This is a genomic window from Jeotgalibacillus sp. ET6, from assembly GCF_029667115.1.
Lineage (GTDB): Bacteria > Bacillota > Bacilli > Bacillales > Jeotgalibacillaceae > Jeotgalibacillus.
In genome coordinates, this window is record NZ_JARUIU010000009.1 from 22,388 (window position 1) to 47,086 (window position 24,699).

Here is a 24,699-nt window from a genome sequence, read left to right on the forward strand (position 1 = left end):
TATAAGCAAATAAGCATTAACCATCAGTTACATAAATTGAGGAATAGAAGCTAAAATTAAATACAGCCCTCCACTCATTTACAAGAAATTTTAGTGTTTAGACTAAAACGAACTTCTTCAATGGGTGGCGGCTTTTTTTATAGAACGCTGACAACAGGCGACCTGAATTTTGAAGCACAAAATTCAGCGTAGCGGAATAACTCTGTGTAATGATAAGCAGTGGTTTCCTGAGGTTGAGGGTAGTGGATCCCTTTTAACAAAAGTTTAATTTTTCTGGATAGCAGATCATCCTTCGTGCGAACCATTAAAATCAGCATGTCATCCCATGAATGGCGGTACAAATAAAGCAAGGTGCGGTCATAGTCATTGTTCATGTCTACTGTCCATCCTCCTTTCAGAGAAGTTACCATTAGTATGTGCTGAAAAGCAGGAATTTGTTCTGAAAAAAACAAGTGAAAATATGGAGTGTCTGGACGGTGTTTACTTGTTTTACTATAGTTCAACGGACTATTTAAGCTTTTCAATGGATGAAATTTCTTCTAGTACCCAATGACTCCCAGTATAGAGAATCAATAAACCAACAATCATGAACTTTTACTTCCAACATATATTTTAAGGAGGGAAGGGACGTGATGACTGTGAGTGACAAAGACCTCATAAGAGCAATCGATGAAATAACCGAAGTCGCAAAAGGATTTGGACTTGATTTTTTTCCAATGAGATATGAAATTTGCCCTGCATCTATTTTGTATACGTTTGGTGCTTACGGAATGCCTATCCGTTTTTCCCATTGGAGCTTTGGAAAGCAATATCATAAGATGAAGCTGCAATATGATCTGGGACTGAGTAAAATTTACGAATTAGTGATAAATTCTAATCCTTGCTATGCATTTTTATTGGATACCAATTCGTTAATCCAAAACAAACTGATTGTAGCCCATGTTTTAGCGCACTGCGACTTTTTTAAAAACAATGTGCGGTTCAGTCAAACGAAACGGGATATGGTTAATAGTATGACTGCCACAGCCGAGAGAATCAGAGCATATGAAATGGAAGTTGGCAAACATGAGGTCGAAGAATTTCTTGACGCTGTGCTGGCCATTGAAGAACATGTGGATCCTTCTTTTTCTAAGGCTTCATTTGACTGGAAGGTTGATGAGTGGGAAATTGAAGAAAGAGATTCAAAAAAGTCCCCATATGACGATCTTTGGAATATGGAGTCATCGCCTAAACCAATTAACCGATCCAGAGTCAGGAGAAAAAGGTTCCCGCCTTCACCTGAAAAAGATCTGATGCTTTTTATTCAGCAATACAGCCGTGAACTGGAAGAATGGCAGCGCGATATTATGACGATGATCCGTGAAGAAATGCTTTACTTCTGGCCGCAGCTTGAAACTAAAATCATGAACGAAGGCTGGGCATCCTACTGGCATCAGAAAATCATGAGGGAGCTGGATTTAACAAGCGGGGAATCCATTGAATTTGCAAAGCTGAATGCAAATGTAGTGCAGCCATCAAAAACACAGATTAATCCTTATTATTTAGGGTTAAAATTATTTGAACACATAGAGGACCGGTGGAATAACCCGGATGAAGAAGCCATTCGTAATGGCGTCAAACCGAATAGCGGGAGAGAAAAGATTTTTGAAGTCAGAGAAATCGAATCCGATCAATCTTTTATCCGCAATTATTTAACAAAGGAGTTTGTGGAGCAGGAGGATATGTTCCTGTTTCAGAAGGCCGGCAGAGATTACAGAATCGTTGGAAAAGAATGGGAAGGTGTTCGGGACGAGCTGATTTCTTCAAGGGTAAATGGAGGATTTCCATACATTGTAGTAGAAGATGGAGATTATCTTAAAAATGGAGAACTGTACTTAATGCATATGTACGAGGGAACAGAGCTTGATATTGATTATCTTGAGAGAGTGATGCCGCATATTCATCGCTTGTGGGGAAAAACGGTGCACCTTGAAACATTGGTAGACGGCAAAAGCATTTGCTTTGTGCATAACGGAAGAACGATGCAGCGCAAACATTTATCTTAATTCGTGCTTGAAAAACGATTAGGACCTGAAAGAAAAATTTTTCTTTTGGGTTCTCTCTTGTTTTCAGGGAGTAACTTTTCTTAAGTCAATACCGTCTTTATAGATGATACTAGCCAAAGCATCTAGAAAGGAGTACATAGCTGAGGTGAAGCAAAAATTGAATATGGCAGGGTGATCAAATGGACTGGTGGGCGATTGTCGTCGCAGTTATATTAGGCATTGTAGAAGGATTGACTGAATTTGCACCTGTTTCTTCTACAGGCCACATGATTATTGTTGATGATTTATGGTTAAAATCAAAAGAACTATTTAATCCGGATGTGGCAAATACATTTAAAATTGTGGTTCAGCTAGGCTCCATCTTAGCTGTTGTAGTGGTTTTTAAAGAAAGACTGATTAACCTTGTAAACGTCAATAAACAGACATTTAAAGCTGGTGCGCCTGTGCTGAAATGGCAGATGGTAGCAGCAGGTTTGCTTCCTGCAGTGATACTGGGCTTTCTATTTGAAGATTTTATAGATGAGCATCTATTTTCAATTGAAACGGTATTGATCGGATTAATTGGCGGATCATTTTTAATGATCGCAGCAGACATTCTTCATAATAAGGGAAAACGAGTAACTCATACAGTTGATCAAATAACGTACCGACAGGCATTATTGATGGGTCTGTTTCAATGTATTGCGCTGTGGCCCGGCTTTTCAAGGTCAGGTTCCACCATTTCCGGCGGCGTTATTCTCGGCATCAGTCACCGCGCTTCAGCAGATTTTACATTTATCATGGCTGTACCAATTATGCTCGGAGCAAGCGGCTTGTCTTTAGTTAAGAACTGGTCTTATCTTTCTATAGATGCACTGCCATTTTTCATAGCAGGCTTCGTAAGCGCCTTTTTATTTGCTTTATTATCTATACGCTTTTTCCTTGCGATGATCAGCCGGATCAAACTAATCCCCTTTGCGATTTACCGCCTGGTGTTAAGCGGTATTTTGATTTATATTGTTTATTTTTAACTTGTAATCGGGTCGATATTTGTATGAATCGTTCCCATCTAATCTTTGATACGTGCAAAAGGAGTCTGGGACATAAGTGTCTCAGGCTCCTTGACCGGTTCACTGCACTTCAGGGGGACGCTTTCCGCAGGGACGGCTCTGAGCCTTCTTGTGCCCCGCCCAGCGAAGTCTCAAGCAGCCGTCATATCCTGCTGGAGTCGCCACCTTCCGCTCCGCTCACCTCATCTATTGATAGATACTGCATCATTTTTAACCTTCTTTTAGTTCTGTCCCAGTCTGTCTTCTTCGTTATCCGTTACAAATCACTAATCGTTAGTTTTTGTGCTTCTTCCTTTTTTTGCTGTACCAGAAGATGAAGAGAACAGCTGCTGCTCCGAGAACTGCGTATGCAATCGTTGAGTAGACGTCCATGAAACCCAAAATTTCTTCCCACGAGTCTCCCAATTGAGCTCCCACCACGACTAAAATGGTATTCCAAATGATGGTGCCAAGTGTTGTGAAGATTAAAAATAATACAAACGGCATATTGGACATACCCGCTGGAATTGAAATCAGACTCCTGATAAGAGGCACCATTCTGCAAAAGAAAACAGTCCATACGCCATATCGGTCAAACCATGCATCTGCTCTATGCAAATCCTCTTTTTTTACTCTTAAAATGTTTCCATATCGCTCAATGATTTTTTCCAGCCGTTCCACATCGACAAGAAGTCCAACCCCGTAAAGAATGACAGCTCCCGCGACAGATCCTGCAGTAGATGCAATGATAACCCCCGTAACGGTTAGGTCAGTAGTGGTAGTCATAAATCCGCCAAAAGGGAGGATCACTTCTGAAGGAATAGGAGGAAAAAGATTTTCAAGTGCAATCATGAGAAAGATTCCGAAATACCCGTATTGCTCCATAAACGACATAACCCATTCCTGCATACATTCACTCTCCAAATCTTACTTGATAACGATCATTGTCATTTTGTGTAATCCTAAATATTGTATCATTTTAATTTTATGTATTCACCGTTTATATTTATTATAGGAGGTAAATGGTTAGAACAAAGACAAATACTTAAAGGAGGCAGGATTCTATGTCTTATATTCATCATTTAAGAAAAAAAATTGGACATGACCCGGTAAATTTAGTGGGGGTGGCTGTTCTTGTTTTTAATGATTCAGGAAATATTTTATTACAGAAAAGAACCGAAGGGATGTGGGGGCTCCCGGGAGGTTTTATTGAACTTGGTGAATCAACTGAGGATGCAGCAAGAAGAGAAGTAAAAGAAGAAACCGGCATTGCAATCGGCGGTGTTCAATTAATAGGAGTCTTATCGGGTAAAGAGTATTATGTAAAATTACCAAATGAGGATGAGTTTTATGCTGTAACTGTTGTGTACTATTCAAGAGAGATTCTTAGCGGAGAGCTGAAAGCAGATGGGATTGAAGGAGAAGAGGTGGAGTTTTTTCCGCCCAATGAATTACCTGAAGGGATAAGCCCCCGTGTAAAAGCAATGCTTCGATCTTCTGCTGAAGATTTAAAAGCCATGCAGGCTGAACATGAAAAAAAGGAAAAAGAATGAGCATTCTTCTTCCTTTTTTGTGCATTAGACGTCCGGTTCAATATGGACGTGAACCTGAGTGTGCGGACGGTTGTTTTGAAGTGCATGTTCGATTTCTTCTGAAATATCGTGACTTTCAATGACATTTAAATCAGGGTCCACTTTAATGGTCAAATCAATAAACGTAACATTGCCGTGTGAGCGTGCTTTAAAATCTTCAATTTTCCGCACCCCTGGGATCTCTCTGACACTGGATTTAATTTCTTTCACTTCATTCGTATCAAATCCGTCTGTAAGTGTGTGAATAGCATCCTTAAAAATGCCCAGTGCAGTTTTCAGGATGATGATGCCCACCAGGAAAGCGGCTAATGGGTCAAGCCAGGTCAGCCCTGCAAAGCTGCCGATAATCCCAATGGCTGCCCCCAGACTGACAAGTGCATCTGACCGGTTATCCTGGGCTGCAGCAAAAAGAGAGGAGCTTTTGATGCTTTTCGATAATTTGAGGTTATAACGGTAAACACCGTACATAAATATGGCACTGCCGATTGCCACCCATGCGGCAAGCAGACTTGGAGGATTATCCTGGCCTCCCTGGAGAATGATCGAGCCAGCCTGAGTAAGCACTTGAAATGCAACGGCTGTCATAATAAATGCTGCAGCAAATGAAGCGATGGACTCAGCACGCATATGTCCGTAATGATGGTCCTGGTCAGGCGGTTTCCTTGAGACACGGAGGCCAACCAATACAGCAACGGAAGCAATGACATCAGTCGTGTTATTCAGTCCATCTGCTTTTAACGCTTCTGAGCCCGTTTGAATTCCGATAACTAATTTTATGACTGCAAGAACGAGGTAAGCCGCAATGCTGATCATTGCGCCGCGCTCACCGCGTTTTAAATTTTCGTATAAATCCATATTAATGCCTCCACGTACTTTTCTCGCATGCTTATATTATTTCCCTTAGAATAGATTATCAGACGTGACCAATTTGGGTCTAGAGCAACGTTGTAGGGGGTTCCCATGCTTATTGTGAGCGGGGAAATAAGTTGGGGGAAGGCAAAGGAAATCAGAATAATCGGGGAATTAAAAAGTAAAAGATTCTAGGAGAGAATGGTACACCCTCAGGCATCTGATTCAGCCAGCCAGAGTCCATAAACTGAAAAGATAGGGAACCAGTCGAAAAAGAGGCTGGGACAAAAATCAAAAGAATGTAAAGAATGAAGAAGTATTTATCAATAGTAAGAGGAGAGCGGAGCGGAAGGTGGCGACTCCTGCAGGATTTGACGGCAAGCTGAGACTTTACAGGGCCTTGCCCCGAAAAGGCTCAGCGCCGTCCCTGCGGAAAGCGTCCGCCTGAAGCGCAGCGAACCGGTCAAAGAGCTTGAGACACTTTTGTCCCAAGCTCTCTATTTTCATTTGCAGAGTTCACTTATATCACTTTATTTTAATTTATAAACTCTCGCCTCATAAGGTTTTAAAACAACGGTTGAGATTTCGTGATGCTCCTCAATCGGCAGATTGTTAAGGATAATATTTTCGCTCGATAAGCTAAGATCACTGTGATCCATAATCGCATCTTTTTTTGACAGGTTCGTTAAAACTACGACTTGTTCTTTTTTAAGAGTGCGGGTATAGGCGAAAATTTGGTGGTGGTCAGGAAGTATTAATTCATACGCTCCGTAAGTAAAGATATCATGATCTTTCTTTAATTTAATCATTCGTTTGTAAAAAGAGAGAACAGAATTTTCATCCTGCAATTGATCTTCTACATTAATTTCTTTGTAGTTTGGATTGATTTTCATCCAGGGTGAAGAAGTGGTGAATCCGGCATTCGCTTCCTGGGACCACTGCATAGGTGTCCGGCTGTTGTCGCGTGATGACGCCCAGAGAATTCTCATAATATCTCCGTGGGGGAGTCCTTCTTCAGAACGGATCCGATACAGATTTTTTGCTGAAACATCGTCATAATCGTCAATCGATTCAAAATGTACATTTGTCATGCCGATTTCCTGTCCCTGATAGATAAATGGTGTACCTTGCATTAAAAAGTACATTGCAGCCATGGAAGTTGCACTCTCATACCAGTAATCATGGTCATCTCCCCACGTAGAGACGACACGCGGTTTATCATGATTTTCAATAAACAAGGCATTCCATCCATTGTTTTCCAATCCTTTCTGCCAGCGCGAAAGAACTTTTTTCAGTTCCACAATATCCAGCTCTAAATTGGTTTCTGCATCCCACAAGCCAAGATGCTCAAATTGAAAAATCATGTCCATCTTGCCGTTTTCCTCACCAACCCAGAGATCGGCTTCTTCAATGGAAACACCGTTGGCTTCCCCGACTGTCATAACGTCACGGGACCCGTCGCCATATGTTTCATTTTTAAATTCTTCAAGAAATGGCTGGATGCCTTCCTGATTCATGTGCATATCAAAGGAAGACACATACTTTTTCTTTAGAGGATTGGGCATATCCGGGAAGCCGGGACGCTTTTTGATATGACTCACCGCATCAATTCTGAAGCCGTCAATTCCTTTATCAAGCCACCAGTTAACAGCATCATATACCGCTTGTCTTGCCTCTGGATTTTCCCAGTTTATATCAGGCTGCTTTGTAGAAAATACATGAAGGTAATATTGGTCTGTTTTTTCATCATACTGCCATGCTGAGCCGCCGAAAATACTTTCCCAGTTGTTTGGTTCTGCAACAGTTTTTCCGTGGTTATTGCGTTTCCCTTCCCGCCAGATGTACCAGTCCCTTTTTGGATCGTCAACGCTTGAACGGGACTCAATAAACCATTGATGTTCGTCACTTGTATGATTAGGCACAAAATCAATAATCAATTTCATGCCGCGTTTGTGAACTTCTTCGAGCAGCTGGTCAAAGTCAGCCATTGTGCCAAAGTCATCCATAATATCTTTATAATCAGAAATATCATACCCATTATCGTCATTAGGCGATTTATACATTGGACAAATCCAGATCACGTCTATTCCAAGATCTTTCACATAATCAAGGCGTTGGATAATTCCCTGTAGATCACCTATACCATCACCGTTTGAATCCTGAAAGCTTCTTGGATAAATCTGATAGCCAACGGCTTCTTTCCACCATATTTTTTTCATATTGGTGCACCTCCATAGTAATGCAATCGTTTGCACTTCATTAAATAAAAAAACGGATCTTACATCCGTTTGCGGATCTGTTCCTATTTTTCACGTACTTATTTTACCCTTTAATGACCGTGAGTGCAATGTCTATTTGCTGGTAATTCTCATGGGAATGAAAAAAAGCTGAACCGATGCTTTCTCGATTCAGCTTCTATCCATCACGCTTCTGTCGTTTGAACAGAAGTTTCCATTACGGAGGTTCTGTCTTCAGTGGTTTGCTCTTCTTCTGACATTTTCCAAACCTCAAGATAGAGGATATGGTACCCGTCAACATCATTTACTTTAAAGACAAAACCCTGTTCATAGATCTCATCACCAATTTCAACATCAAAATTTCTTGTCATGAAAAAGCCGCCGATTGTATCCACATCTTCTTCGTCAATGTTGATGCCAAGAAGATCATTGACGTTTTGCACCAGCACTTTTGAGTCTAGAATATAATGGTTTTCATTGATCTTTTGAACGTCTGGTATTTCATCTACATCAAATTCATCCTGGATTTCTCCAACGATTTCTTCAATGATGTCCTCCATTGTAACGAGTCCGGATGTCCCTCCATATTCATCCAGAAGAATCCCCATGTGCATCCGTTCTTTTTGAAACTTCAGCAGCAGTTCATTGATAGGGATGCTGTCAATGACTTGAATAATGGAATGGGTGTATTCTGAGACAAGGCGATCCCCGTTAGCCTGATCCTCAATAAAGGCTGTCATCAGTTCTTTCATATTGATCATCCCGATTACATTGTCTTTATCTCCGTCCTCAACAACGGGGTAACGGGTGTATTGTTCCTCTTTCATGACGCTGAACACTTCTCTCAGGGTAAGGCCGCTGTTCACACTAATAATTTCGGTACGGGGTACCATTATTTCTTTTGCAACACGCTCATCAAATTCAAATATCTTGTTTACATAGCTGTATTCTGATTGATTAATCTCACCGCTTTTTAAGCTTTCAGATAATAGAATCCTCAGATCTTCTTCCGAATGGGCAAGGTCATGTTCAGATGAAGGTTTAAGACCCAGCATTGCAGCAAAAATCCGTGCTGAACCATTTAAAAGCCAGATAAACGGATACATTAAGCTGTAAAACAGGATAAGCGGCTTTGCAAGAAGCAGAATGACAGCTTCAGCTTTTTGTACAGCTAAGATTTTAGGCGCTGACTCACCAATCACTACGTGTAAAAATGTAATGATGGAAAAAGCGATCGCAAATGAAATCAGGTGAGTAAGAGAAGCAGAAATTCCAAGGCCGGCTAAAAGAGGGCCAACCAGGGTTTCAACTGCTGATTCACCGAGCCAGCCTAAACCAAGTGCTGATACTGTAATGCCAAGCTGGCATGCAGACAAGTATTCATCTGGATTTAAGGTGATTCTTTTAGCAGCAAGCGCTTTTGAATTTCCTTCAGCAGCAAGCTGATCCAAGCGTGAACTTCTGATTTTTACAATAGCGAACTCAGAAGCAACAAAAAATGCTGTTAGTGCAATAAGAACAGCGACCATCAGTAAATGAACTATTTCCAATGATTTGAGACAATCCCATTAAAGATCAGCGTTCGCTGGTCTTGGGCGTGGGGATGTCTCTCACACCTCCTGTTTTGTTGAAATGTATTGCCGGAATCAACATGGGCAGTATTCAACAGACGGCATCAAACCAAGCATCCTGTAAGTCGTTTATTGAAGGAATGTAAATGGAAATGATGACCGTGCTGTCTGACATCTACTGCCATTTTTGATTACCTCGTGATAAACACAACGATTGTCTCTGTTAGTATCGAGCATCATAACCCCATCGAACATTCCTCCAATCAAAATAATAATGCTTCTATTCTACCACAAATAAAAAATCTTTGACCATCATTATTTCCAGTCACTGGCTGTTTTTATTCAATACATTAAGGTACTTCATGGCCAAGCGAAGCCTCATAGATCACGTACCATTGGTGCGGAGTTAATTTCATTTTTAATGCAGCCGCCGCAGAGTCAATTCGTTCTAATTTGCCTGACCCGACGATTGGCATTATAGAAGCTGGATGGGAAAGAAGCCATGAATAAATAACTTCGTCCATCTTATCCGTTCCAATTTCACTGCCAATTTGCTTTAGTGCTTTTCTTAGCCGTTCGGCTTTTGGCTCTTCTTGTTCAAAAAGCTGACCGCCTGCTAGAGGAGACCATGCCATGGGAGGAGCTTGCATTTCAAGTGAGAGATCGAGGGTCCCGTCTTCGAAATTTTCCAGGTTATATGGATTCAGCTCAATCTGGTTCGTCACAAGAGGCTGAGCAGTGTAGGTCTCAAGCATTTTCATTTGGCTTCGTTTAAAGTTTGATACTCCAAAGTGAAGAACTTTTCCATCATTGTGAAGCTGGTCAAACGCCTCTGCCGTTTCCTCCGGGTTCATAAATGGATCTGGACGATGAATCAAAAGTAAATCAATGTAATCTGTTTTAAGATTGGTTAAAGATTGTTCTACTGAATGTATAATATGCTTTTTACTCGTATTATAATGATGACTTTGGTGCTCCGGACGGTTGGAAGACGGGAGAACAATTCCGCATTTTGTAATGATCTCCATCTTCTTTCGAAGAGAAGGATCTAACCCCAGTGCTTCTCCAAAAAGCTCTTCACATTGATACCCTCCATAAATATCTGCGTGATCAAACGTGGTGATTTCTTTTTCCATAACTTCTTTAATAAATGAAAGCCTTTCTTCTTTAGATAAGTTCCATTCATTTAGACGCATCATTCCGTGAATAATTCTTGATAATTGAAAATCCTCTGCTAATGTAACTCTATCCATATGTATTCCTCCTATTATGTAGTATCAAGTGACAGGATATAAAGTGAAAAAATCAGGCCGGTGAGTAAAATGGATCGGACCAGAGTTTCATCACACCATATTCCAATTAAGTACAGGGAAGTAATCAAAATGTAGGCGTTGTACCTTGTCAAAACTTTCTTGCTTTCTATCTGAGATATAAATGCCAGCAGTATAAAAAGAGGCAGTGCGTACAGGATAATTTTCGAGAAGAATGGCTCAATGATCAGTAAAGGAAGAAGAAACAACCCGAATATTCTGCGAATAAAACTGCTTCTGAACGTCTGCATGCCCTGTACACCTCTTTATAATCTGCATCTCAATCTGTAAACATTTACGATTAGATGATACCATATATAAAACAATAGTGAGGAATTGAGATTTAAGAAGATTCATAAGGAGGATGGGGCAGCGATGGTGATAGAGCTTTTAGAAAAAGCAAAAGGGTTGGACAGGGACGATGAATTAAAAGCATTCAAGGATGAATTTTACATAAAAGAAGGGCAGATTTATCTGGATGGAAATTCTCTTGGGCTTTTATCTAAAAGAGCAGAAAATGAAACCTTAAAAGCGCTCGCCAGTTGGAAGGAATACGGGATTGATGGATGGACAGAAGGAGATCATCCATGGTTTACGTTATCTGAAAAACTGGGGGAGACGTCTGCGCCTTTAATAGGAGCTGAAAAGAATGAAGTCGTTGTTACGGGCTCTATCACTGCAAACCTTCATCAGATGATCGCAAGTTTTTATCATCCGAACGAAGAAAAAAATGAAATCCTTGCGGATGAACTTAACTTTCCTTCAGACCTGTATGCGATTCAAAGTCAGTTGGAACTAAAAGGGTTTGATCCTGCGGTCTATTTAAAAAAAGTACCCTCTCAGGACGGGCAGACGATTCTGTTAGACAGTATTAAATCGTCCATTACTGAAAAAACCGCTTTAGTCCTTCTGCCATCTGTACTCTATCGAAGCGGGCAATTGCTGCCAATAAAAGAAATCGTCGAATATGCTCACAGGTATTCAGCAATCGTTGGCTTTGATTTGGCACATTCAATTGGGGCAGTTCCTCACAAGCTTCATGAGTGGAATGTCGATTTTGCTGTATGGTGTAATTATAAATATGTGAATAGCGGGCCAGGCGGAACCGGTGGATTATATGTTCACCAAAAACATCATGGGAAAATGCCTGGTTTAAAGGGATGGTTCGGCTCTGCAAAAGAAAAACAATTTGACATGGAGCACACATTTTCTCCAGCTGGTGACGCGGGAGCTTATCAGATTGGTACGCCTCATGTTTTATCAAGTGCACCATTAGCCGGAAGTTTAAGCATATTTGAAGAAGCTGGGATTCACCGCATCCGTGAGAAATCTTTGCAGCAGACCGATTTTCTTCTTGAGGTAATTGATTATCTGCTGGGTGATTACCAATTTAAAGTAGTTACACCGCAGAATCATTCGGAAAGGGGCGGACATATTGCACTGGAACATCCCGCTGCAGCAAGTATTTGCAAGGCTTTAAAAAACAGAAATGTGATTCCTGACTTCAGATCGCCCAATTTAATCAGACTTGCACCCGCTCCTTTGTATACGACTTACAGAGAACTATATGAAGCGGTTTTACTGCTCAAAGATATTATGGAAAGTAAAGAGTATGAACAACATGGCAATACCCGCAACATCATTGCATAGGAGGCGTTTAAATGAAAAAAATCATTGATATTTCTATGGAATTATCCCGGGAAACTGCAGTATGGCCGGGGGACACCTTATTTCAGTATGAAGTAGCGTGGGATATTGAAGAAAGTGGTTCTGTGAATGTCGGAAAAATAGAGAGCAGCACGCATATGGGGACCCATATTGATGCGCCGTTTCACTACGATCAAAAGGGTAAAAAAGTAGATGAGCTTTCATTGGACCGTTATATTTCAAAAGCTGTCGTGGTAGACTGCCAGGGGAAAGAAAATATCGCTGCTGATGATATTCTGCCATATATTACTGACCCTGATATCAGGAGTGTGCTGATTAAAACAAACTTCTGGAAAGACCGTAAACAATTCCCTCAAACGATACCTGTAATGGATAAGAACGTTCCGGGCATAATGGCAGAAAAGAATATCAATCTAGTGGGAGTGGATCTGCCGTCTGTTGATTCGATTGACAGCAAAGAGTTGAAAAATCATCTTGAACTGCATCGACATGATATTTGGATACTTGAAGGAATCGAATTAAAAGATGTATCGGAGGGGGTCTATGAACTGATCGCCCTGCCTTTAAAAATTGCGGGAGCGGATGGGAGTCCTGTCAGAGCGGTTTTGCGCGAAGTATAAAAAAATAGCTTAATCGGCAAGCATCTGCCAGAATAAGCTACACGGTTGAAGAAAGAGTTTTCCCCAGGTCTTTTATTCGAAGAGCAATATCATCACAAATCTCCTGAAAGAGAACCCATTTTTCATTAGGATCAGCCGAGTGCTTATCAGGGTTCATTATATTCCAAGTCAGAATTTTTTTAGCTGTGGTTGGAGACAAAGATATTTTCTCATCTTTATCAAAATCCTGAATTAAAACAATTATATCGGCCTCATCCAGTTCTTCTTTTTTTAAATGATAGGGCTGGATGGAACTTAAATCAATACATATTTCTTTCATTGCCTCTATCGAAAATGGACTAGTTTTAGCGCTGAACCAACCTGCGCTTCGAAAAGTGATATTTTGTGTATTTAATCTTGAAGCCCAGCCTTCAGCGATTAAACTGCGTTCGTGGTTTGACGAAATAAAGTATATTGTTTGATTTGTCATAATCGCAGTTCCTTTCTGAAGATGTTATAGTTCACTATACCCATTTTATACTGAAAATATGCATGTATAATGATTTTACAGCTTCATTCATTAATATTCTTATAGATGTCTATTAAATGGCGGAGCAGGGTAAAGGTTTTCTAAATGAATTTTTTAGTTTGATCGGAGGAAAATGTATGAAGAAACTTAATTTGACTGCAAAGATTCTGATTGCTCTCATTCTGGGCATCATAACGGGTCTGGCTTTAAATGCTTTTGCGCCGGATTTGTTTTCTACTCTGGATACATATTTGTTTTCACCCCTGGGTCAAATCTTCTTAAGTTTGATTAATATGCTGGTAGTGCCGATTGTATTCTTTTCTCTGGTACTAGGCATTGCAGGTCTGGGAGATACAAAGAAGCTTGGCAGAATAGGATTTAAAGCAGTATTAACATTTATTGTTACGACGGCTATTGCGATCACCATTGGGTTGACCCTTGGTGCAATTATTCAGCCTGGAGAAAACTCTCCTCTTACGGCAGAAGATCGTGACGCCGCTTCATTTGAGGAAGAAGATACTCCTTCAGTGGCAGAAACTCTTTTAAATATTATTCCTGAAAATCCTGTATCTGCACTTGCAGAAGGCAATATGCTTCAAATAATTGCTTTCTCGATCTTTATTGGATTTGCTTTAACTGTTTTAAAGGAAAAAACAAAAGGTGTTTTAAGCTTATTTGAACAAGGCAATGAAATTATGATGTTTCTGGTTGGCATCGTCATGAAATTTGCTCCTTATGGAACGTTTGGGTTAATTGCTTCAGCACTAGGGGAAGCAGGGTTTGATTCGCTTCAAAGCATCTTGATGTATGTGCTTGTTGTGCTGCTGGCATTAGTTATTCATGCTATTGTGACCTATGGCAGTATCATTTTTTTCCTGGCAAAGAAGAGTCCAATCTGGTTTTACAAAAACTTTTTCCCTGCAATGACAGTAGGATTCAGTACATCAAGCAGTAATGCAACACTGCCTATTTCAATGGAAGTAGCGCAAAGAGATTTGAAAGTATCCAAATCTTCCAGCTCGTTTGTTCAGCCGCTTGGTGCCACTATCAATATGGATGGAACGGCGATCATGCAGGGGGTCGCAACGATATTTATTGCTCAGATTTATGCGGTTGATCTGACATTTGTTCAGCTCTTAACGGTTGTGATGACGGCAGTCCTTGCGAGTATTGGAACTGCCGGAGTACCGGGTGTGGGTCTGATATTGCTTGCAATGGTATTGAATTCAGTGAATCTTCCTGTAGCAGGCATAGGGCTGATACTCGGAATAGACCGCCTGCTCGACATGTGCAGAACCGCAATTAATATTTCAGGGGATGCTGCTGTTGCTCTGTACGTTTCTGAATCTGAAAAGAAAAAGAAGATTAAGGAGCAAAGAGGAGAATAAGTGTTCATCAAAACAACACGATTGCTTTGAAAGAATTCTCCTTCATACAGGTATACTTAGTGTATAAATTGAAAAAGGAGCAGCGGGTATGAATCTTGGAATAGGTGAAATCATCATTATTCTATTTGTTGCATTAATCGTGTTTGGACCCTCTAAGCTCCCGGAACTCGGAAAAGCCGCAGGAGTTACCATGCATGAATTTAAAAAAGCACTTCATTCAACAGGTTCCGATAAGAAAAAAGATAAAGATTTATAAGTAGAGCGGGGCTAAAAGGTCAGCCGCTAACGTACATGAGCCTGGGACAAGGAGTCTCAGGTTCTTTTATTTGTTCACTGCGCTTCAAGCACCTGTTAACTCTTTCAGGAGCTCGCCACCTCTTGCTGCACTGACCTCATCGGAATAAATATGTACTGCCTCATTTTCAACCTGTTATCTCTTGTGTCTCAGCCCTTATTTAAATTAAAAAATAAAGGAATTTTTAAATTCCAAAAAAATTCAGGTTAAAACGTGCATATCTCTCACATGAATGTATTGCTTTGCTAATAGAATCAATTATGACTGCTTTTATTGTTTTTAGTGGAGAGAGAGGTGGCAGGTATGACAAAAGAAGAATTGATCGAATTAATCGCCTCGAAGCTGAAGCTGATTCGAATTGAAGCTGATTTTACTCATGATCGAATGGCTCAGGTTATCGGTGTTTCAAAAAGAACCCTCGTACAGATTGAAAAGGGGCGTCTGCTGCCGGATTGGTCTACTGTCATCATTATTTGTGCACTGTTCAGGGAACAAGACAGTTTAATAAATGCAATCGGTGGAGATGCACTTGAACTGGCAGAGCAGCTTGCAAGGAAAGAGTTGAGTGCCCGCAAGGAAAAAACGCTGGGTGGAAGAATATTGTGGAAAATAGTCAGGAAAAATGAAAACTTGATCTTACAAAAAAATATTGTCAGCAAGCATTTTAGAATTGTAGACGAGGATCAGTACAGGCTGTTTAGTTCCTTTAATGAACAGGAGGCAAAGGAGAGGTTTATGGAACTGGTAAAACAAAAAAAGAATCTCACCCCATGTAAGCATGGGTGAGATTCTTTTTTATTATTTTACGGCAATTCCGTTTTCAAGAATGCTGAAAATAGCTTCTGACCATTGATCGGCAGGAATTTTTTCATAGTTGGGAATTAAAACGGTGTTAAAGAAAATGCCTGCTACTAAAGAAGATGGCACATCTTTTCGAATTGACCCTTCATCCTTGGATTTTTCAATATGAATAGTCAGTAATTGAAACAATTCACGTGAATATCTGTCGAGTTCATCTAAATGACTGGCGACAGTGTGAGAAGTACTTTGATTTAGTGAAGAACGCATTTTGATCATGTCATACACTTGAGAATACTCCATAAAAAGCGTTAGCAGTTCTTTCAGCATGTTAAATGAGGAAGTCTGAGGAGAGATTGCCTCAATCCGTTCCATTACCTCGATCATAAGAAGGCGCATATAATCAGTTATCAGCTCATCTTTATTGCTGTAGTATTCATATATTGTACTTCTGGCTACATCTAATTTATCTGCCAATGCCTTGAAGTGAAATCCTTCATAACCTTTTTCAAGCAGCAGCTCTTCCGTTGCCTTTAAAAGATCTTCTATTACCATCTTTCTTTGTCTAGCCATACACCCATCATCCTTTATTCAGCCATACTTATATACATTATAACGGAATTTGAAGAAAACCGTGTACTTTTCAGGTGAATATGTATATGCAGATGAGATTCTTCCTCAGGAGCGGCTGTTGTGATAGGTTGAAAAGATGAGTAAAATGCCCGGTTTTCTTGATGATCATCAAGAAAAAAACGGGCGTTTTTTAATCATAGCAAGAACTAGTAGTAACGTTTATTTAATAACGAGTACACTGCATGGGGAGGACTGCATAATTTTTTCACTGACACTGCCTAAAAACCATTTCTGAAAGGTGCTTTTTTCTGTGCGTCCTACAATAATTAAATCTACTTCATTGTTTTCAGCGTAATCCACAATGGCTTCAGCTGGTGACCCTGTTAACGGATAAAACTGCGCTTCAATGTTTTTGTTATCCAAGTGATCCTTTGCAGATTTCAACGCATCATCAAGCTCGTCTGTCAACTGATGAACAGACTTTCCGTTGTCCTGTTGAGGCAGGGGAGGCATGTATGGCGGATTTTGCCTATCCACTCCAGGAGACATAATCGCTGATGCATCTCTCGGTTTATCGTAGATCGTCGTGTCGAGTGAATGTTTTTCAGTAGAAACATGAGTAATAGTGAGATCTGCTTTATTATTTAAATGAAGCAGCTCTACAGCAGAATCCAGCGCTTTTTGACTGCTGTCAGACTGGTCAAACGCTAAAAGAATATGAGTATACATAGCATTCAGCTCCTTAAAAGACAGATTACTATGCCTTTACCCTATTAAATATTGAATAGTCTGAATAAATGAAAAAATATAAAAAGAGCCTGAGACAAAAGTGTCTCAAGCTCTACAACCGGTTCACTTCGCTTCAGGCGGACGCTTTCCGCAGGGACGGCGCTGAGCCCTCCTCAGGCTTTGCCCCGCGGAGTCTAAGCTTGCCGTTATATCCTGCAGGAGTCACCACCTTCCGCTCCGCTCACCTACTACTAGTAATAAATATTTCCTCATTTTTTAAACTTTATTGAGTTTTGTCCCAGCATTATAGGGAAGAACAAACAGCGCAGATAAATGTATAAGACAGAATAGGATAAAATATAGTGCATATTATAAGTAAAATGTTATCTATGCTTATGTTAATTCCCTATATTATTCTGAATTTTTTTATCCGATTAAATTAATCAGGAAAAAGATTACAACGATGGCACCAATAATCATTAAGATTGTTCTTAGCATGCAGTTCACCCCTTTGTCAGGTTCCAAAATCGGTTGAAAATACATCCGGTTTGGTTAATTGTATAGTACCCTCAAGGGATATTTTTAAAACGTACCAGTAGAAATTAGTTGTTAAATCAATCTTATACATCTTTTCATTTTTCAAAAAAATGAAAAAACAATTGACATCTTAATGTGCATTGGGCTAATCTAAGGGTGTCCTTAATGGGCAAAATTACTTAAGAAGGGAGTTGCGTGTCATGAAAATTCGTATCGATGCATTTAACCAATTCTTCCAATTGAATAACACGCAGCGACAAACTCTTTTGTAACAGATGATGTTTTTATGAACGATTAATTCTGTCATGATAGTGGTGCAGTCTGCGTATCGTAGTCTGTGCCTATTTTAATGAAAGCATACCGTGCTTTAATGGGCGGTGTGCTTTTTTTTTTTCAAAAATTGTATATAGTTGTCAACAGAGAAATCTGTTTTCATAAAAGAATGTGTTTTACCTATTCCAAAAAATATGAGGAGGAAAAAAGATGAATAAAGGAGCAAACATGTACATGAAAACGGTGGAGCTGGAAAGTGGGTAGCCGCCGGTTCGGTTTGAAGGAAAAGGAGGCGGAAGTTAATGTTTAGTATTTTTTATAAGTTAAGCTGGTTTTTTAAAGAGCATTGGAAGAGGTACACTGTAGCGATTGTCCTGCTTTTGATTGCCAATGTATTTGAAGTCATTCCCCCTTTGCTTGTAGGGCTCGCAATCGATGATATTTTTAGAGGGGAATTGACACAGGCAGTGTTGACCCGTTACTTGCTGATCCTGCTTGGTATTGCAGTCATCTCCTATTTATTTAATTATGTATGGCAGTATTTATTGTTTGGCGGTGCAAATGAAATCGAACGAAGACTCCGTTCTATGTTTATGGGACATTTGTTGAAAATGACACCAACCTTTTATGAACGGAACCGGACTGGAGATCTTATGGCAAGGTCGACTAATGATTTAAAAGCACTGTCTGTGACAGCAGGATTTGGTGTATTGACACTAATTGATTCCACAGCTTATATGTTGACTATTCTTATTACAATGGGTGTGGTGGTGTCATGGGAATTAACCTTAGCGGCCGTTCTTCCGCTGCCGGTGCTGGCAATTGTCATGCAGCTTTTAGGGAAGAGAATTCACGAACGGTACACCAGTGCACAGAATGCTTTTGGTGATCTGAATGACAGAGTGCTTGAGTCAGTGGCAGGTGTAAGAGTGATTCGTGCATACGTTCAGGAAAGAGCTGATGAAGCTCAATTTCATCAGGAGACAGAAGACGTATACAACAAGAATATGAAGGTCGCTTTTATTGACACACTATTCAATCCCCTGACAAAAATCCTGACAGGCATAAGCTACATGATCGGATTGGGATATGGCGCATTTCTTGTATTTAATCAAACCATTACGTTAGGTGAGCTGGTTGCATTTAACGTGTATCTGGGTATGCTGATCTGGCCAATGTTTGCGATAGGCGAGCTCATTAATATTATGCAGCGGGGAAATGCTTCGATGGACCGTGTAAATGAAACACTGAGCTATACTGAAGACGTACCGGACACTGAGCACCCTGTTAATGCAGCGGCAGTAAGCTCCATAACCTTTTCAAATACCGGCTTTCAATATCCATCGTCAGCTGTAAAAAACCTGACGGATCTAAATGTGACAATTAATCAGGGGCAGACCCTGGGTGTCGTTGGGAAAACAGGAAGCGGAAAAACGACTTTTGTAAAGCAGCTTTTAAGAGAATACCCCCTGGGTGAGGGATCAGTAAAAATAGGGGAAGTCCCGATTGATCAGCAGACAAAGGATCACGTTAGATCCTGGCTGGGCTATGTTCCACAGGATCATGTCCTATTTTCAAGAAGCATTCGCGAAAATATTTTATTTGGAGCAGAAGATGCGGATGAAAAAGCTATTTTTCATGCAATTAAAATGGCTCATTTTGAAAAGGATCTGGAAATGCTGCCTGGTGGCCTGGAAACGTTAGTAGGAGAAAAAGGAGTGGCTCTTTCAGGCGGCCAGAAACAGAGGATTTCAATCGCCCGCGCACTAATTAAAAACCCATCGGTTCTTATTTTAGACGACTCATTGTCAGCGGTTGATGCAAAAACAGAATCCAGTATTTTAACTAATATCCGAAATGAAAGACAGGGAAAAACAACGATTATCACGACGCATCGTCTGTCAGCTGTAGAACATGCCGATTGGATTATTGTATTAGAAAACGGACGTGTGATTGAAGAAGGGAGACATCAAGATTTGCTTTCAGCTAAAGGCTGGTATTTAGAACAGTATGAGCGTCAGCAAGTAGAAGAATCCCTTCTTGAGGAGGTGCGCTCATGAGTGTAGGAAAAAGGCTTTACAAGTATGCACTCTTATTTAAAAAAACCATTATAATCGCCCTGCTGATGCTGACTGTGTCTGTATCTGCAGAGCTCGTAGGCCCTTTTATTGCCAAGAAAATGATTGATGATCATATTCTTGGAATCGAGCAGCCCTGGTACGGATCTGAGGACACTAGAGATGCAGTAGCATATAAAAATTCATTTTATAAGCGCGGGGATTATTTTACTGAAGGTGAGTCAAAAGGGGAAGAGGCGCATATTTATCAGATCGGCCTTCGGTTTTTCTTTGTGGATGAACCGGTTACAGCTGAAGGCGAACGCTCTTTTGAAGAGGGAAATTTGATTTTCACAAATGGAGAAACTCAAATTTCTTATCCTGCAGAAGAATTGTCAGGGTCTCAAATCATGGCATTTTACCAGCCGGAAATTCCACGTATCATTCAGTTGGTGCTGCTATATTTTGCTCTGACAGTCGTGGCGGCTATATTTCATTTTGGACAGGATTATCAGCTTCAGCGCTCAGCAAACAGAATTATTCAGAAAATGCGTACAGATATTTTCGGGCATATTCAAAGACTGCCTATTCAATATTTTGATAATCTGCCGGCAGGAAAAGTAGTTGCAAGAATTACTAATGACACAGAAGCAATCCGGGAGTTGTATGTCCAGGTGCTTTCACAGTTTTTCTATAGCGGGATTTATATTGCAGGTATTTTTGTAGCCCTGTTTATCCTTGATCCTCAGCTTGCAGCAATCTGTTTGATTTTGCTGCCAATTTTGTGGATTTGGATGTCTTTGTATCGGAAGTATGCTTCCACGTACAATCATGTAGTACGTTCGAAGGTAAGTGAAATCAATGCCTCCATTAATGAATCAATTCAGGGTATGACGATCATCCAGGCATTCAGAAGAGAAAAACGGACAAAAGAAGAATTTGAAGAAATGAATAAAACTCATTTTAATTATCAAAACAAGCTGTTAAGTTTGAACTCACTCATGTCTCATAATCTCGTTGCAATTCTTCGGAATCTGACTTTTGTTGCCTTTATCTGGTATTTTGGAAGCGGTGCAATAGGAGCAGAGTCGGTCGTTTCAGTCGGTGTATTGTATGCGTTCGTTGATTATATAACCCGATTGTTCCAGCCTGTAACCGGAATCGTAAATCAGCTTGCCAATTTGGAAATTGCGCTGGTAGCAGGTGAAAGAGTATTTGAACTGCTTGATGAAAATGGGGAAGAGGTAAAAGACAGCAGAATTAAAAGATATAAAGGACATGTAGAATTTGAAAACGTCTCTTTTGCCTACAAGGAAGAAGACTATGTATTAAAAAACCTCTCATTTGAAGCGAAGCCAGGAGAAACTATTGGTTTGGTAGGCCATACAGGTTCGGGTAAAAGTTCAATCATGAATTTGTTATTCCGCTTCTATGACTGTCAAAAAGGGGAGATTCGAATTGATGGAAAAAGCATCAAGGAACTGCCTCGACAGACCATTCGCGATCATATGGGAATTGTGCTTCAGGACCCCTATCTCTTTACGGGTACAATTGCGTCAAATGTCTCTCTCAACGATCCTCGAATTTCACGGGACAAAATTGAACAAGCATTAAAAGCAGTAGGCGCTGATCGTGTACTAAAGCATCTTGAGCAGGGAATTGATGAGCCGGTAATCGAAAAAGGAAGCACCTTGTCATCAGGTCAGAGGCAATTAATTTCTTTTGCCAGAGCACTTGCCTATAACCCTTCCATTTTGATTTTGGATGAAGCAACATCGAGTGTAGATACCGAAACGGAGTCTATTATTCAAGACGCGATGGAAACGTTAAAGTCCGGCCGCACCACTTTTATTATTGCTCATAGATTGTCAACGATTAAAAATGCAGATCAAATTCTTGTCTTGGATAGAGGGGAGATTGCTGAGAAAGGCTCTCACGATGAATTAATGGCTCTTAGAGGAAAATATTATCAAATGTATAAACTGCAGCAAGGAAATAAGCAGGCAGGATAATCTTTATAGTACCTATTTAAATTAAAAGCTAAAAAAAGAAGAGCTGTAAAAAGTCAAGAAGACCTGACTTTTTACAGCCTTTTTTTGGGCTCAAAATAAAAGAAAGTTAAGCAACAAGATAGAACAAATGTATCGTCAATACGTCAATCCAACACGTGTTTTTGAATATTTATCTTTGTGGAGTAGTGAATAAGCAAAATCGCCTGTATCGTACATGGAGATGCTTGAAGGACTATCGGGCAGCGTATTCATTTCTGTTCTGTATTCTCCGATTCTTTCTCCATCAGGGAGGTAGGTCGGGCAAACGATTGTCCAATTCATGCTTGATTGGTCAAGCATCAAAAAGGCGCGGCAATGATCTTCGGCAGCAGTACTCAAGCGGCGGTTTGACTCTTTGGAATGAAACCGGAACTTGCCGGGTTCTTTCTTGGAATCCAGGATGCCGGCAGTTCCGATGGTAATGATCTTAGAAATTGAGTTCGCCCGCATAGCAGGAAGAATATGAATCATTGATCTTGTTAATGCATCATTTTTGTCGGTGCCTAATGCACTTATGACAGCATCACAGCCGTTTATTGTGTTGAAGACACTTTTTTTATTTGATGCATCTCCTTTTATAATGGTCACTTTTGGGTGTGCGTCTATCCCATCAGGATCCCGAATGAGTGCCTGTATCTCGTGGCCGTCCTGAAGAGCATTTTGCATAATCACTCGTCCAACACGGCCGGTTGCACCAAATAACGCAATTTTCATCATTCGAATTCCTCCTGTTGTGAGTTTTTATAAAGTAAGTGTAGCTTATTTTTGAGAGATAGAAAAGAATCAGGATCCAATCTTCCAAACGTGAGGTTGGAAGAAAGTAGTGGTACAATAATAAATGAAAACGTTTGTAAGGAGGAGAAGCAATCATGAGTTATCGTACAGAAAAAGATACTTTAGGTGAAATTCAAGTTCCTGCAAGCAAGTATTGGGGAGCGCAAACACAGCGAAGCAAAGAGAATTTTCCAATTGGAACCGAACAAATGCCACTGGAAATTACATATGCATTTGCAGAGCTTAAAAAAGCTGCAGCCATGGTTAATTATGATCTAGGCAAGCTTTCTCTTGATAAAAGAGATGCCATCTGCCGTGCCTGCAATGAAATCATTGATGGAGACCTCGATGAACATTTCCCTCTGGTTGTGTGGCAGACCGGCAGTGGAACCCAGTCAAACATGAATGTAAATGAAGTGGTAGCCTACCGTGCAAATGTTTTTTTGAAGGAACAATCTGTTGAAGAGACCGTACATCCAAACGACGATGTTAATATGTCTCAAAGCTCAAATGATACATTTCCAACAGCTATGCATGTTGCAGCATACAAGGCGCTTTGCAAAAATTTAATGCCGAATTTAAAGGAATTAACGGAAACATTTTTAGATAAAGAAGAATCGTTTAAAGAAATCATTAAAATCGGCCGCACCCATCTGCAGGATGCTACGCCTCTGACATTGGGGCAGGAAATCAGCGGCTGGCGGGCGATGCTGCAAAAATCTCGCTATATGATTCAGGAAGCCAGCAAGCATATATTAAGTCTGGCAATTGGAGGCACCGCGGTAGGGACCGGAATCAATGCACATCCTGAATTTGGAGAGCGTGTAGCCAAGCAGCTGGTTCTTCAAACCGGTTTTCCATTTTATTCGTCCGACAATAAATTTCATGCACTGACCAGCCATGATGACATGGTACATGTGCATGGTGCACTAAAGGCGTTGGCGGCTGATCTGATGAAGATTGCCAATGATATCAGGTGGCTTTCAAGCGGTCCGAGAAGCGGGATCGGCGAAATTACAATTCCAGCTAATGAGCCGGGCAGCTCCATTATGCCGGGAAAAGTGAATCCTACACAAAGTGAAGCCTTAACGATGGTCACCTCACAGGTGATGGGCAATGATGCCACAATAGGCTTTGCGGCGAGTCAGGGGAACTTTGAATTAAATGTTTATAAACCTGTTATCATTTATAATTTTCTCCAATCTGTACGTCTGCTTGGGGATGGGATGAAAACATTTAATGATAAATGTGCGGCAGGAATTGAACCGAATTATGATGTGATTGAAGGACACGTAAATCGTTCCTTAATGCTTGTGACGGCTCTTAATCCTCATATTGGGTATGAAAAAGCCGCTAAAATTGCGAAGCTTGCATTTGAAAGAGAATTAACGTTAAAAGAAGCAGCTGTTGAAACGGGATATGTAACAGAAGAGCAATATGAGGAATGGATTCAGCCGATTGAAATGGTGAATCTTGATCGTGTCTGAACGACTCTCAGCATATTTTTTAATGAAAAAAGAGGCTGGGACAAAATTCAAAAAAGTTTAAAAAATGAAGATATATTTATTAGTAGTAAGTAGTAGGAGAGCGAAGTGGAAGGGGGCGGCTCCTGCAGGAGATGACGGTTGCTTGATACCCCGCTAGGCAAAGCCTGATGAGGGCTCAGCTCCGTCCCTGCGGAAAGCCTCCGCCTAAAAGCGGAGCGAACCTGTCAAAGAGCTTGAGACACTTTTGTCCCAAGCTCTTTTTAAAATGAAACAAGACTAACTCATGAGAGTTAGTCTTGTTTTTATGGT

22 protein-coding genes are annotated in these 24,699 nt (G+C 40.5%); 11 read left to right on the top strand and 11 right to left on the bottom strand.

The genetic code is table 11. The features are described from left to right. Positions 1-137: 137 nt before the first annotated feature. Entirely contained in the window at positions 138-374 is a 237-nt protein-coding gene (locus tag P6709_RS16660; RefSeq protein WP_278242062.1) for a YhdB family protein, read from the bottom strand. A gap of 255 nt (positions 375-629) precedes the next feature. Here P6709_RS16660 and P6709_RS16665 point away from each other — a divergent pair, with 255 nt between their 5' ends. Next, positions 630-2,045 (top strand): SpoVR family protein, encoded by a 1,416-nt coding sequence (locus P6709_RS16665; RefSeq protein ID WP_442905360.1) that lies wholly within the window; start codon positions 630-632, stop codon positions 2,043-2,045. A 179-nt stretch (positions 2,046-2,224) separates the two neighbouring features. Continuing rightward, positions 2,225-3,055 (top strand): undecaprenyl-diphosphate phosphatase, encoded by an 831-nt coding sequence (locus P6709_RS16670; RefSeq protein WP_278242063.1) that lies wholly within the window; start codon positions 2,225-2,227, stop codon positions 3,053-3,055. 312 nt (positions 3,056-3,367) lie between these two features. Here the strand turns inward: P6709_RS16670 and P6709_RS16675 are convergent, their stop codons facing one another. Next, positions 3,368-3,982, bottom strand: a complete 615-nt coding sequence (locus P6709_RS16675) for a DedA family protein (protein WP_278242064.1) — start codon at positions 3,980-3,982, stop codon at positions 3,368-3,370. A 155-nt stretch (positions 3,983-4,137) separates the two neighbouring features. On the opposite strand from P6709_RS16675, the gene P6709_RS16680 reads away from it, so the two are divergent. Further along, the gene (locus P6709_RS16680; RefSeq protein ID WP_278242065.1) at positions 4,138-4,626 is read left to right on the top strand and encodes an NUDIX hydrolase; all 489 of its coding nucleotides are present in this window, start codon (positions 4,138-4,140) and stop codon (positions 4,624-4,626) included. A gap of 24 nt (positions 4,627-4,650) precedes the next feature. Here P6709_RS16680 and P6709_RS16685 read toward each other — a convergent pair whose 3' ends face one another. The 5 genes from P6709_RS16685 to P6709_RS16705 form a co-directional block, all read right to left on the bottom strand. After that, positions 4,651-5,520: a cation diffusion facilitator family transporter gene (locus P6709_RS16685; RefSeq protein ID WP_278242066.1), complete on the bottom strand. Its 870-nt coding sequence runs from the start codon at positions 5,518-5,520 to the stop codon at positions 4,651-4,653. Positions 5,521-6,044: 524 nt separating this feature from the next. Next, positions 6,045-7,733: a glycoside hydrolase family 13 protein gene (locus P6709_RS16690; RefSeq protein ID WP_278242067.1), complete on the bottom strand. Its 1,689-nt coding sequence runs from the start codon at positions 7,731-7,733 to the stop codon at positions 6,045-6,047. 203 nt (positions 7,734-7,936) lie between these two features. Beyond that, a complete protein-coding gene (locus tag P6709_RS16695; protein ID WP_278242068.1) occupies positions 7,937-9,301 on the bottom strand; it encodes a hemolysin family protein in 1,365 nt (454 codons plus the stop codon). Positions 9,302-9,672: 371 nt separating this feature from the next. Continuing rightward, a complete protein-coding gene (locus tag P6709_RS16700; RefSeq protein WP_278242069.1) occupies positions 9,673-10,575 on the bottom strand; it encodes an aldo/keto reductase in 903 nt (300 codons plus the stop codon). A 14-nt stretch (positions 10,576-10,589) separates the two neighbouring features. After that, positions 10,590-10,883: a hypothetical protein gene (locus tag P6709_RS16705; protein ID WP_278242070.1), complete on the bottom strand. Its 294-nt coding sequence runs from the start codon at positions 10,881-10,883 to the stop codon at positions 10,590-10,592. Positions 10,884-11,007: 124 nt separating this feature from the next. Here P6709_RS16705 and kynU point away from each other — a divergent pair, with 124 nt between their 5' ends. Together kynU and kynB are read left to right on the top strand one after the other, a co-directional pair. After that, the gene (gene kynU / locus P6709_RS16710) at positions 11,008-12,282 is read left to right on the top strand and encodes a kynureninase (protein ID WP_278242071.1); all 1,275 of its coding nucleotides are present in this window, start codon (positions 11,008-11,010) and stop codon (positions 12,280-12,282) included. Between the two features lie 11 nt (positions 12,283-12,293). Further along, entirely contained in the window at positions 12,294-12,920 is a 627-nt protein-coding gene (gene kynB / locus P6709_RS16715) for an arylformamidase (protein ID WP_278242072.1), read from the top strand. A 37-nt stretch (positions 12,921-12,957) separates the two neighbouring features. Here kynB and P6709_RS16720 read toward each other — a convergent pair whose 3' ends face one another. Beyond that, a complete protein-coding gene (locus P6709_RS16720) occupies positions 12,958-13,389 on the bottom strand; it encodes an arsenate-mycothiol transferase ArsC (RefSeq protein WP_278242073.1) in 432 nt (143 codons plus the stop codon). Positions 13,390-13,565: 176 nt separating this feature from the next. On the opposite strand from P6709_RS16720, the gene P6709_RS16725 reads away from it, so the two are divergent. The 3 genes from P6709_RS16725 (at position 13,566) to P6709_RS16735 (ending at position 15,897) form a co-directional block, all read left to right on the top strand. Beyond that, on the top strand, positions 13,566-14,816 hold the full coding sequence (locus P6709_RS16725; protein ID WP_278242074.1) for a dicarboxylate/amino acid:cation symporter: 1,251 nt from the start codon (positions 13,566-13,568) through the stop codon (positions 14,814-14,816). Positions 14,817-14,904: 88 nt separating this feature from the next. Further along, on the top strand, positions 14,905-15,072 hold the full coding sequence (gene tatA / locus P6709_RS16730) for a twin-arginine translocase TatA/TatE family subunit (protein ID WP_278242075.1): 168 nt from the start codon (positions 14,905-14,907) through the stop codon (positions 15,070-15,072). A gap of 342 nt (positions 15,073-15,414) precedes the next feature. Continuing rightward, on the top strand, positions 15,415-15,897 hold the full coding sequence (locus P6709_RS16735) for a helix-turn-helix transcriptional regulator (protein ID WP_278242076.1): 483 nt from the start codon (positions 15,415-15,417) through the stop codon (positions 15,895-15,897). 12 nt (positions 15,898-15,909) lie between these two features. Here P6709_RS16735 and P6709_RS16740 read toward each other — a convergent pair whose 3' ends face one another. Together P6709_RS16740 and P6709_RS16745 are read right to left on the bottom strand one after the other, a co-directional pair. After that, positions 15,910-16,482, bottom strand: coding sequence for a TetR/AcrR family transcriptional regulator (locus tag P6709_RS16740; RefSeq protein ID WP_278242077.1), 573 nt, complete (start codon positions 16,480-16,482; stop codon positions 15,910-15,912). Positions 16,483-16,701: 219 nt separating this feature from the next. Beyond that, positions 16,702-17,211 (bottom strand): universal stress protein, encoded by a 510-nt coding sequence (locus P6709_RS16745; protein WP_278242078.1) that lies wholly within the window; start codon positions 17,209-17,211, stop codon positions 16,702-16,704. Positions 17,212-18,323: 1,112 nt separating this feature from the next. On the opposite strand from P6709_RS16745, the gene P6709_RS16750 reads away from it, so the two are divergent. Together P6709_RS16750 and P6709_RS16755 are read left to right on the top strand one after the other, a co-directional pair. Then, positions 18,324-20,081, top strand: a complete 1,758-nt coding sequence (locus P6709_RS16750; protein WP_278242079.1) for an ABC transporter ATP-binding protein — start codon at positions 18,324-18,326, stop codon at positions 20,079-20,081. Continuing rightward, positions 20,078-22,090 carry an ABC transporter ATP-binding protein gene (locus P6709_RS16755; RefSeq protein WP_278242080.1) on the top strand — a complete coding sequence of 671 codons (2,013 nt, stop codon included), beginning with the start codon at positions 20,078-20,080 and terminating at the stop codon, positions 22,088-22,090. The genes P6709_RS16750 and P6709_RS16755 overlap by 4 nt, the downstream gene beginning before the upstream one ends. 135 nt (positions 22,091-22,225) lie before the next feature. Here the strand turns inward: P6709_RS16755 and P6709_RS16760 are convergent, their stop codons facing one another. Then, positions 22,226-22,846 (bottom strand): NAD(P)-dependent oxidoreductase, encoded by a 621-nt coding sequence (locus P6709_RS16760; protein ID WP_278242081.1) that lies wholly within the window; start codon positions 22,844-22,846, stop codon positions 22,226-22,228. Between the two features lie 152 nt (positions 22,847-22,998). Here P6709_RS16760 and fumC point away from each other — a divergent pair, with 152 nt between their 5' ends. Next, the gene (gene fumC / locus P6709_RS16765; RefSeq protein WP_278242082.1) at positions 22,999-24,390 is read left to right on the top strand and encodes a class II fumarate hydratase; all 1,392 of its coding nucleotides are present in this window, start codon (positions 22,999-23,001) and stop codon (positions 24,388-24,390) included. Positions 24,391-24,699: the final 309 nt, after the last annotated feature.

Coding starts and splice junctions, on each gene's coding strand:
- P6709_RS16660 (WP_278242062.1), bottom strand. CDS start 374: ATGAACAATGACTATGACCGCACCTTGCTTTATTTGTACCGCCATTCA.
- P6709_RS16670 (WP_278242063.1), top strand. CDS start 2,225: ATGGACTGGTGGGCGATTGTCGTCGCAGTTATATTAGGCATTGTAGAA.
- P6709_RS16675 (WP_278242064.1), bottom strand. CDS start 3,982: ATGCAGGAATGGGTTATGTCGTTTATGGAGCAATACGGGTATTTCGGA.
- P6709_RS16680 (WP_278242065.1), top strand. CDS start 4,138: ATGTCTTATATTCATCATTTAAGAAAAAAAATTGGACATGACCCGGTA.
- P6709_RS16685 (WP_278242066.1), bottom strand. CDS start 5,520: ATGGATTTATACGAAAATTTAAAACGCGGTGAGCGCGGCGCAATGATC.
- P6709_RS16690 (WP_278242067.1), bottom strand. CDS start 7,733: ATGAAAAAAATATGGTGGAAAGAAGCCGTTGGCTATCAGATTTATCCA.
- P6709_RS16700 (WP_278242069.1), bottom strand. CDS start 10,575: ATGGATAGAGTTACATTAGCAGAGGATTTTCAATTATCAAGAATTATT.
- P6709_RS16705 (WP_278242070.1), bottom strand. CDS start 10,883: ATGCAGACGTTCAGAAGCAGTTTTATTCGCAGAATATTCGGGTTGTTT.
- kynU (WP_278242071.1), top strand. CDS start 11,008: ATGGTGATAGAGCTTTTAGAAAAAGCAAAAGGGTTGGACAGGGACGAT.
- kynB (WP_278242072.1), top strand. CDS start 12,294: ATGAAAAAAATCATTGATATTTCTATGGAATTATCCCGGGAAACTGCA.
- P6709_RS16720 (WP_278242073.1), bottom strand. CDS start 13,389: ATGACAAATCAAACAATATACTTTATTTCGTCAAACCACGAACGCAGT.
- P6709_RS16725 (WP_278242074.1), top strand. CDS start 13,566: ATGAAGAAACTTAATTTGACTGCAAAGATTCTGATTGCTCTCATTCTG.
- tatA (WP_278242075.1), top strand. CDS start 14,905: ATGAATCTTGGAATAGGTGAAATCATCATTATTCTATTTGTTGCATTA.
- P6709_RS16735 (WP_278242076.1), top strand. CDS start 15,415: ATGACAAAAGAAGAATTGATCGAATTAATCGCCTCGAAGCTGAAGCTG.
- P6709_RS16740 (WP_278242077.1), bottom strand. CDS start 16,482: ATGGCTAGACAAAGAAAGATGGTAATAGAAGATCTTTTAAAGGCAACG.
- P6709_RS16745 (WP_278242078.1), bottom strand. CDS start 17,211: ATGTATACTCATATTCTTTTAGCGTTTGACCAGTCTGACAGCAGTCAA.
- P6709_RS16750 (WP_278242079.1), top strand. CDS start 18,324: ATGTTTAGTATTTTTTATAAGTTAAGCTGGTTTTTTAAAGAGCATTGG.
- P6709_RS16755 (WP_278242080.1), top strand. CDS start 20,078: ATGAGTGTAGGAAAAAGGCTTTACAAGTATGCACTCTTATTTAAAAAA.
- P6709_RS16760 (WP_278242081.1), bottom strand. CDS start 22,846: ATGATGAAAATTGCGTTATTTGGTGCAACCGGCCGTGTTGGACGAGTG.
- fumC (WP_278242082.1), top strand. CDS start 22,999: ATGAGTTATCGTACAGAAAAAGATACTTTAGGTGAAATTCAAGTTCCT.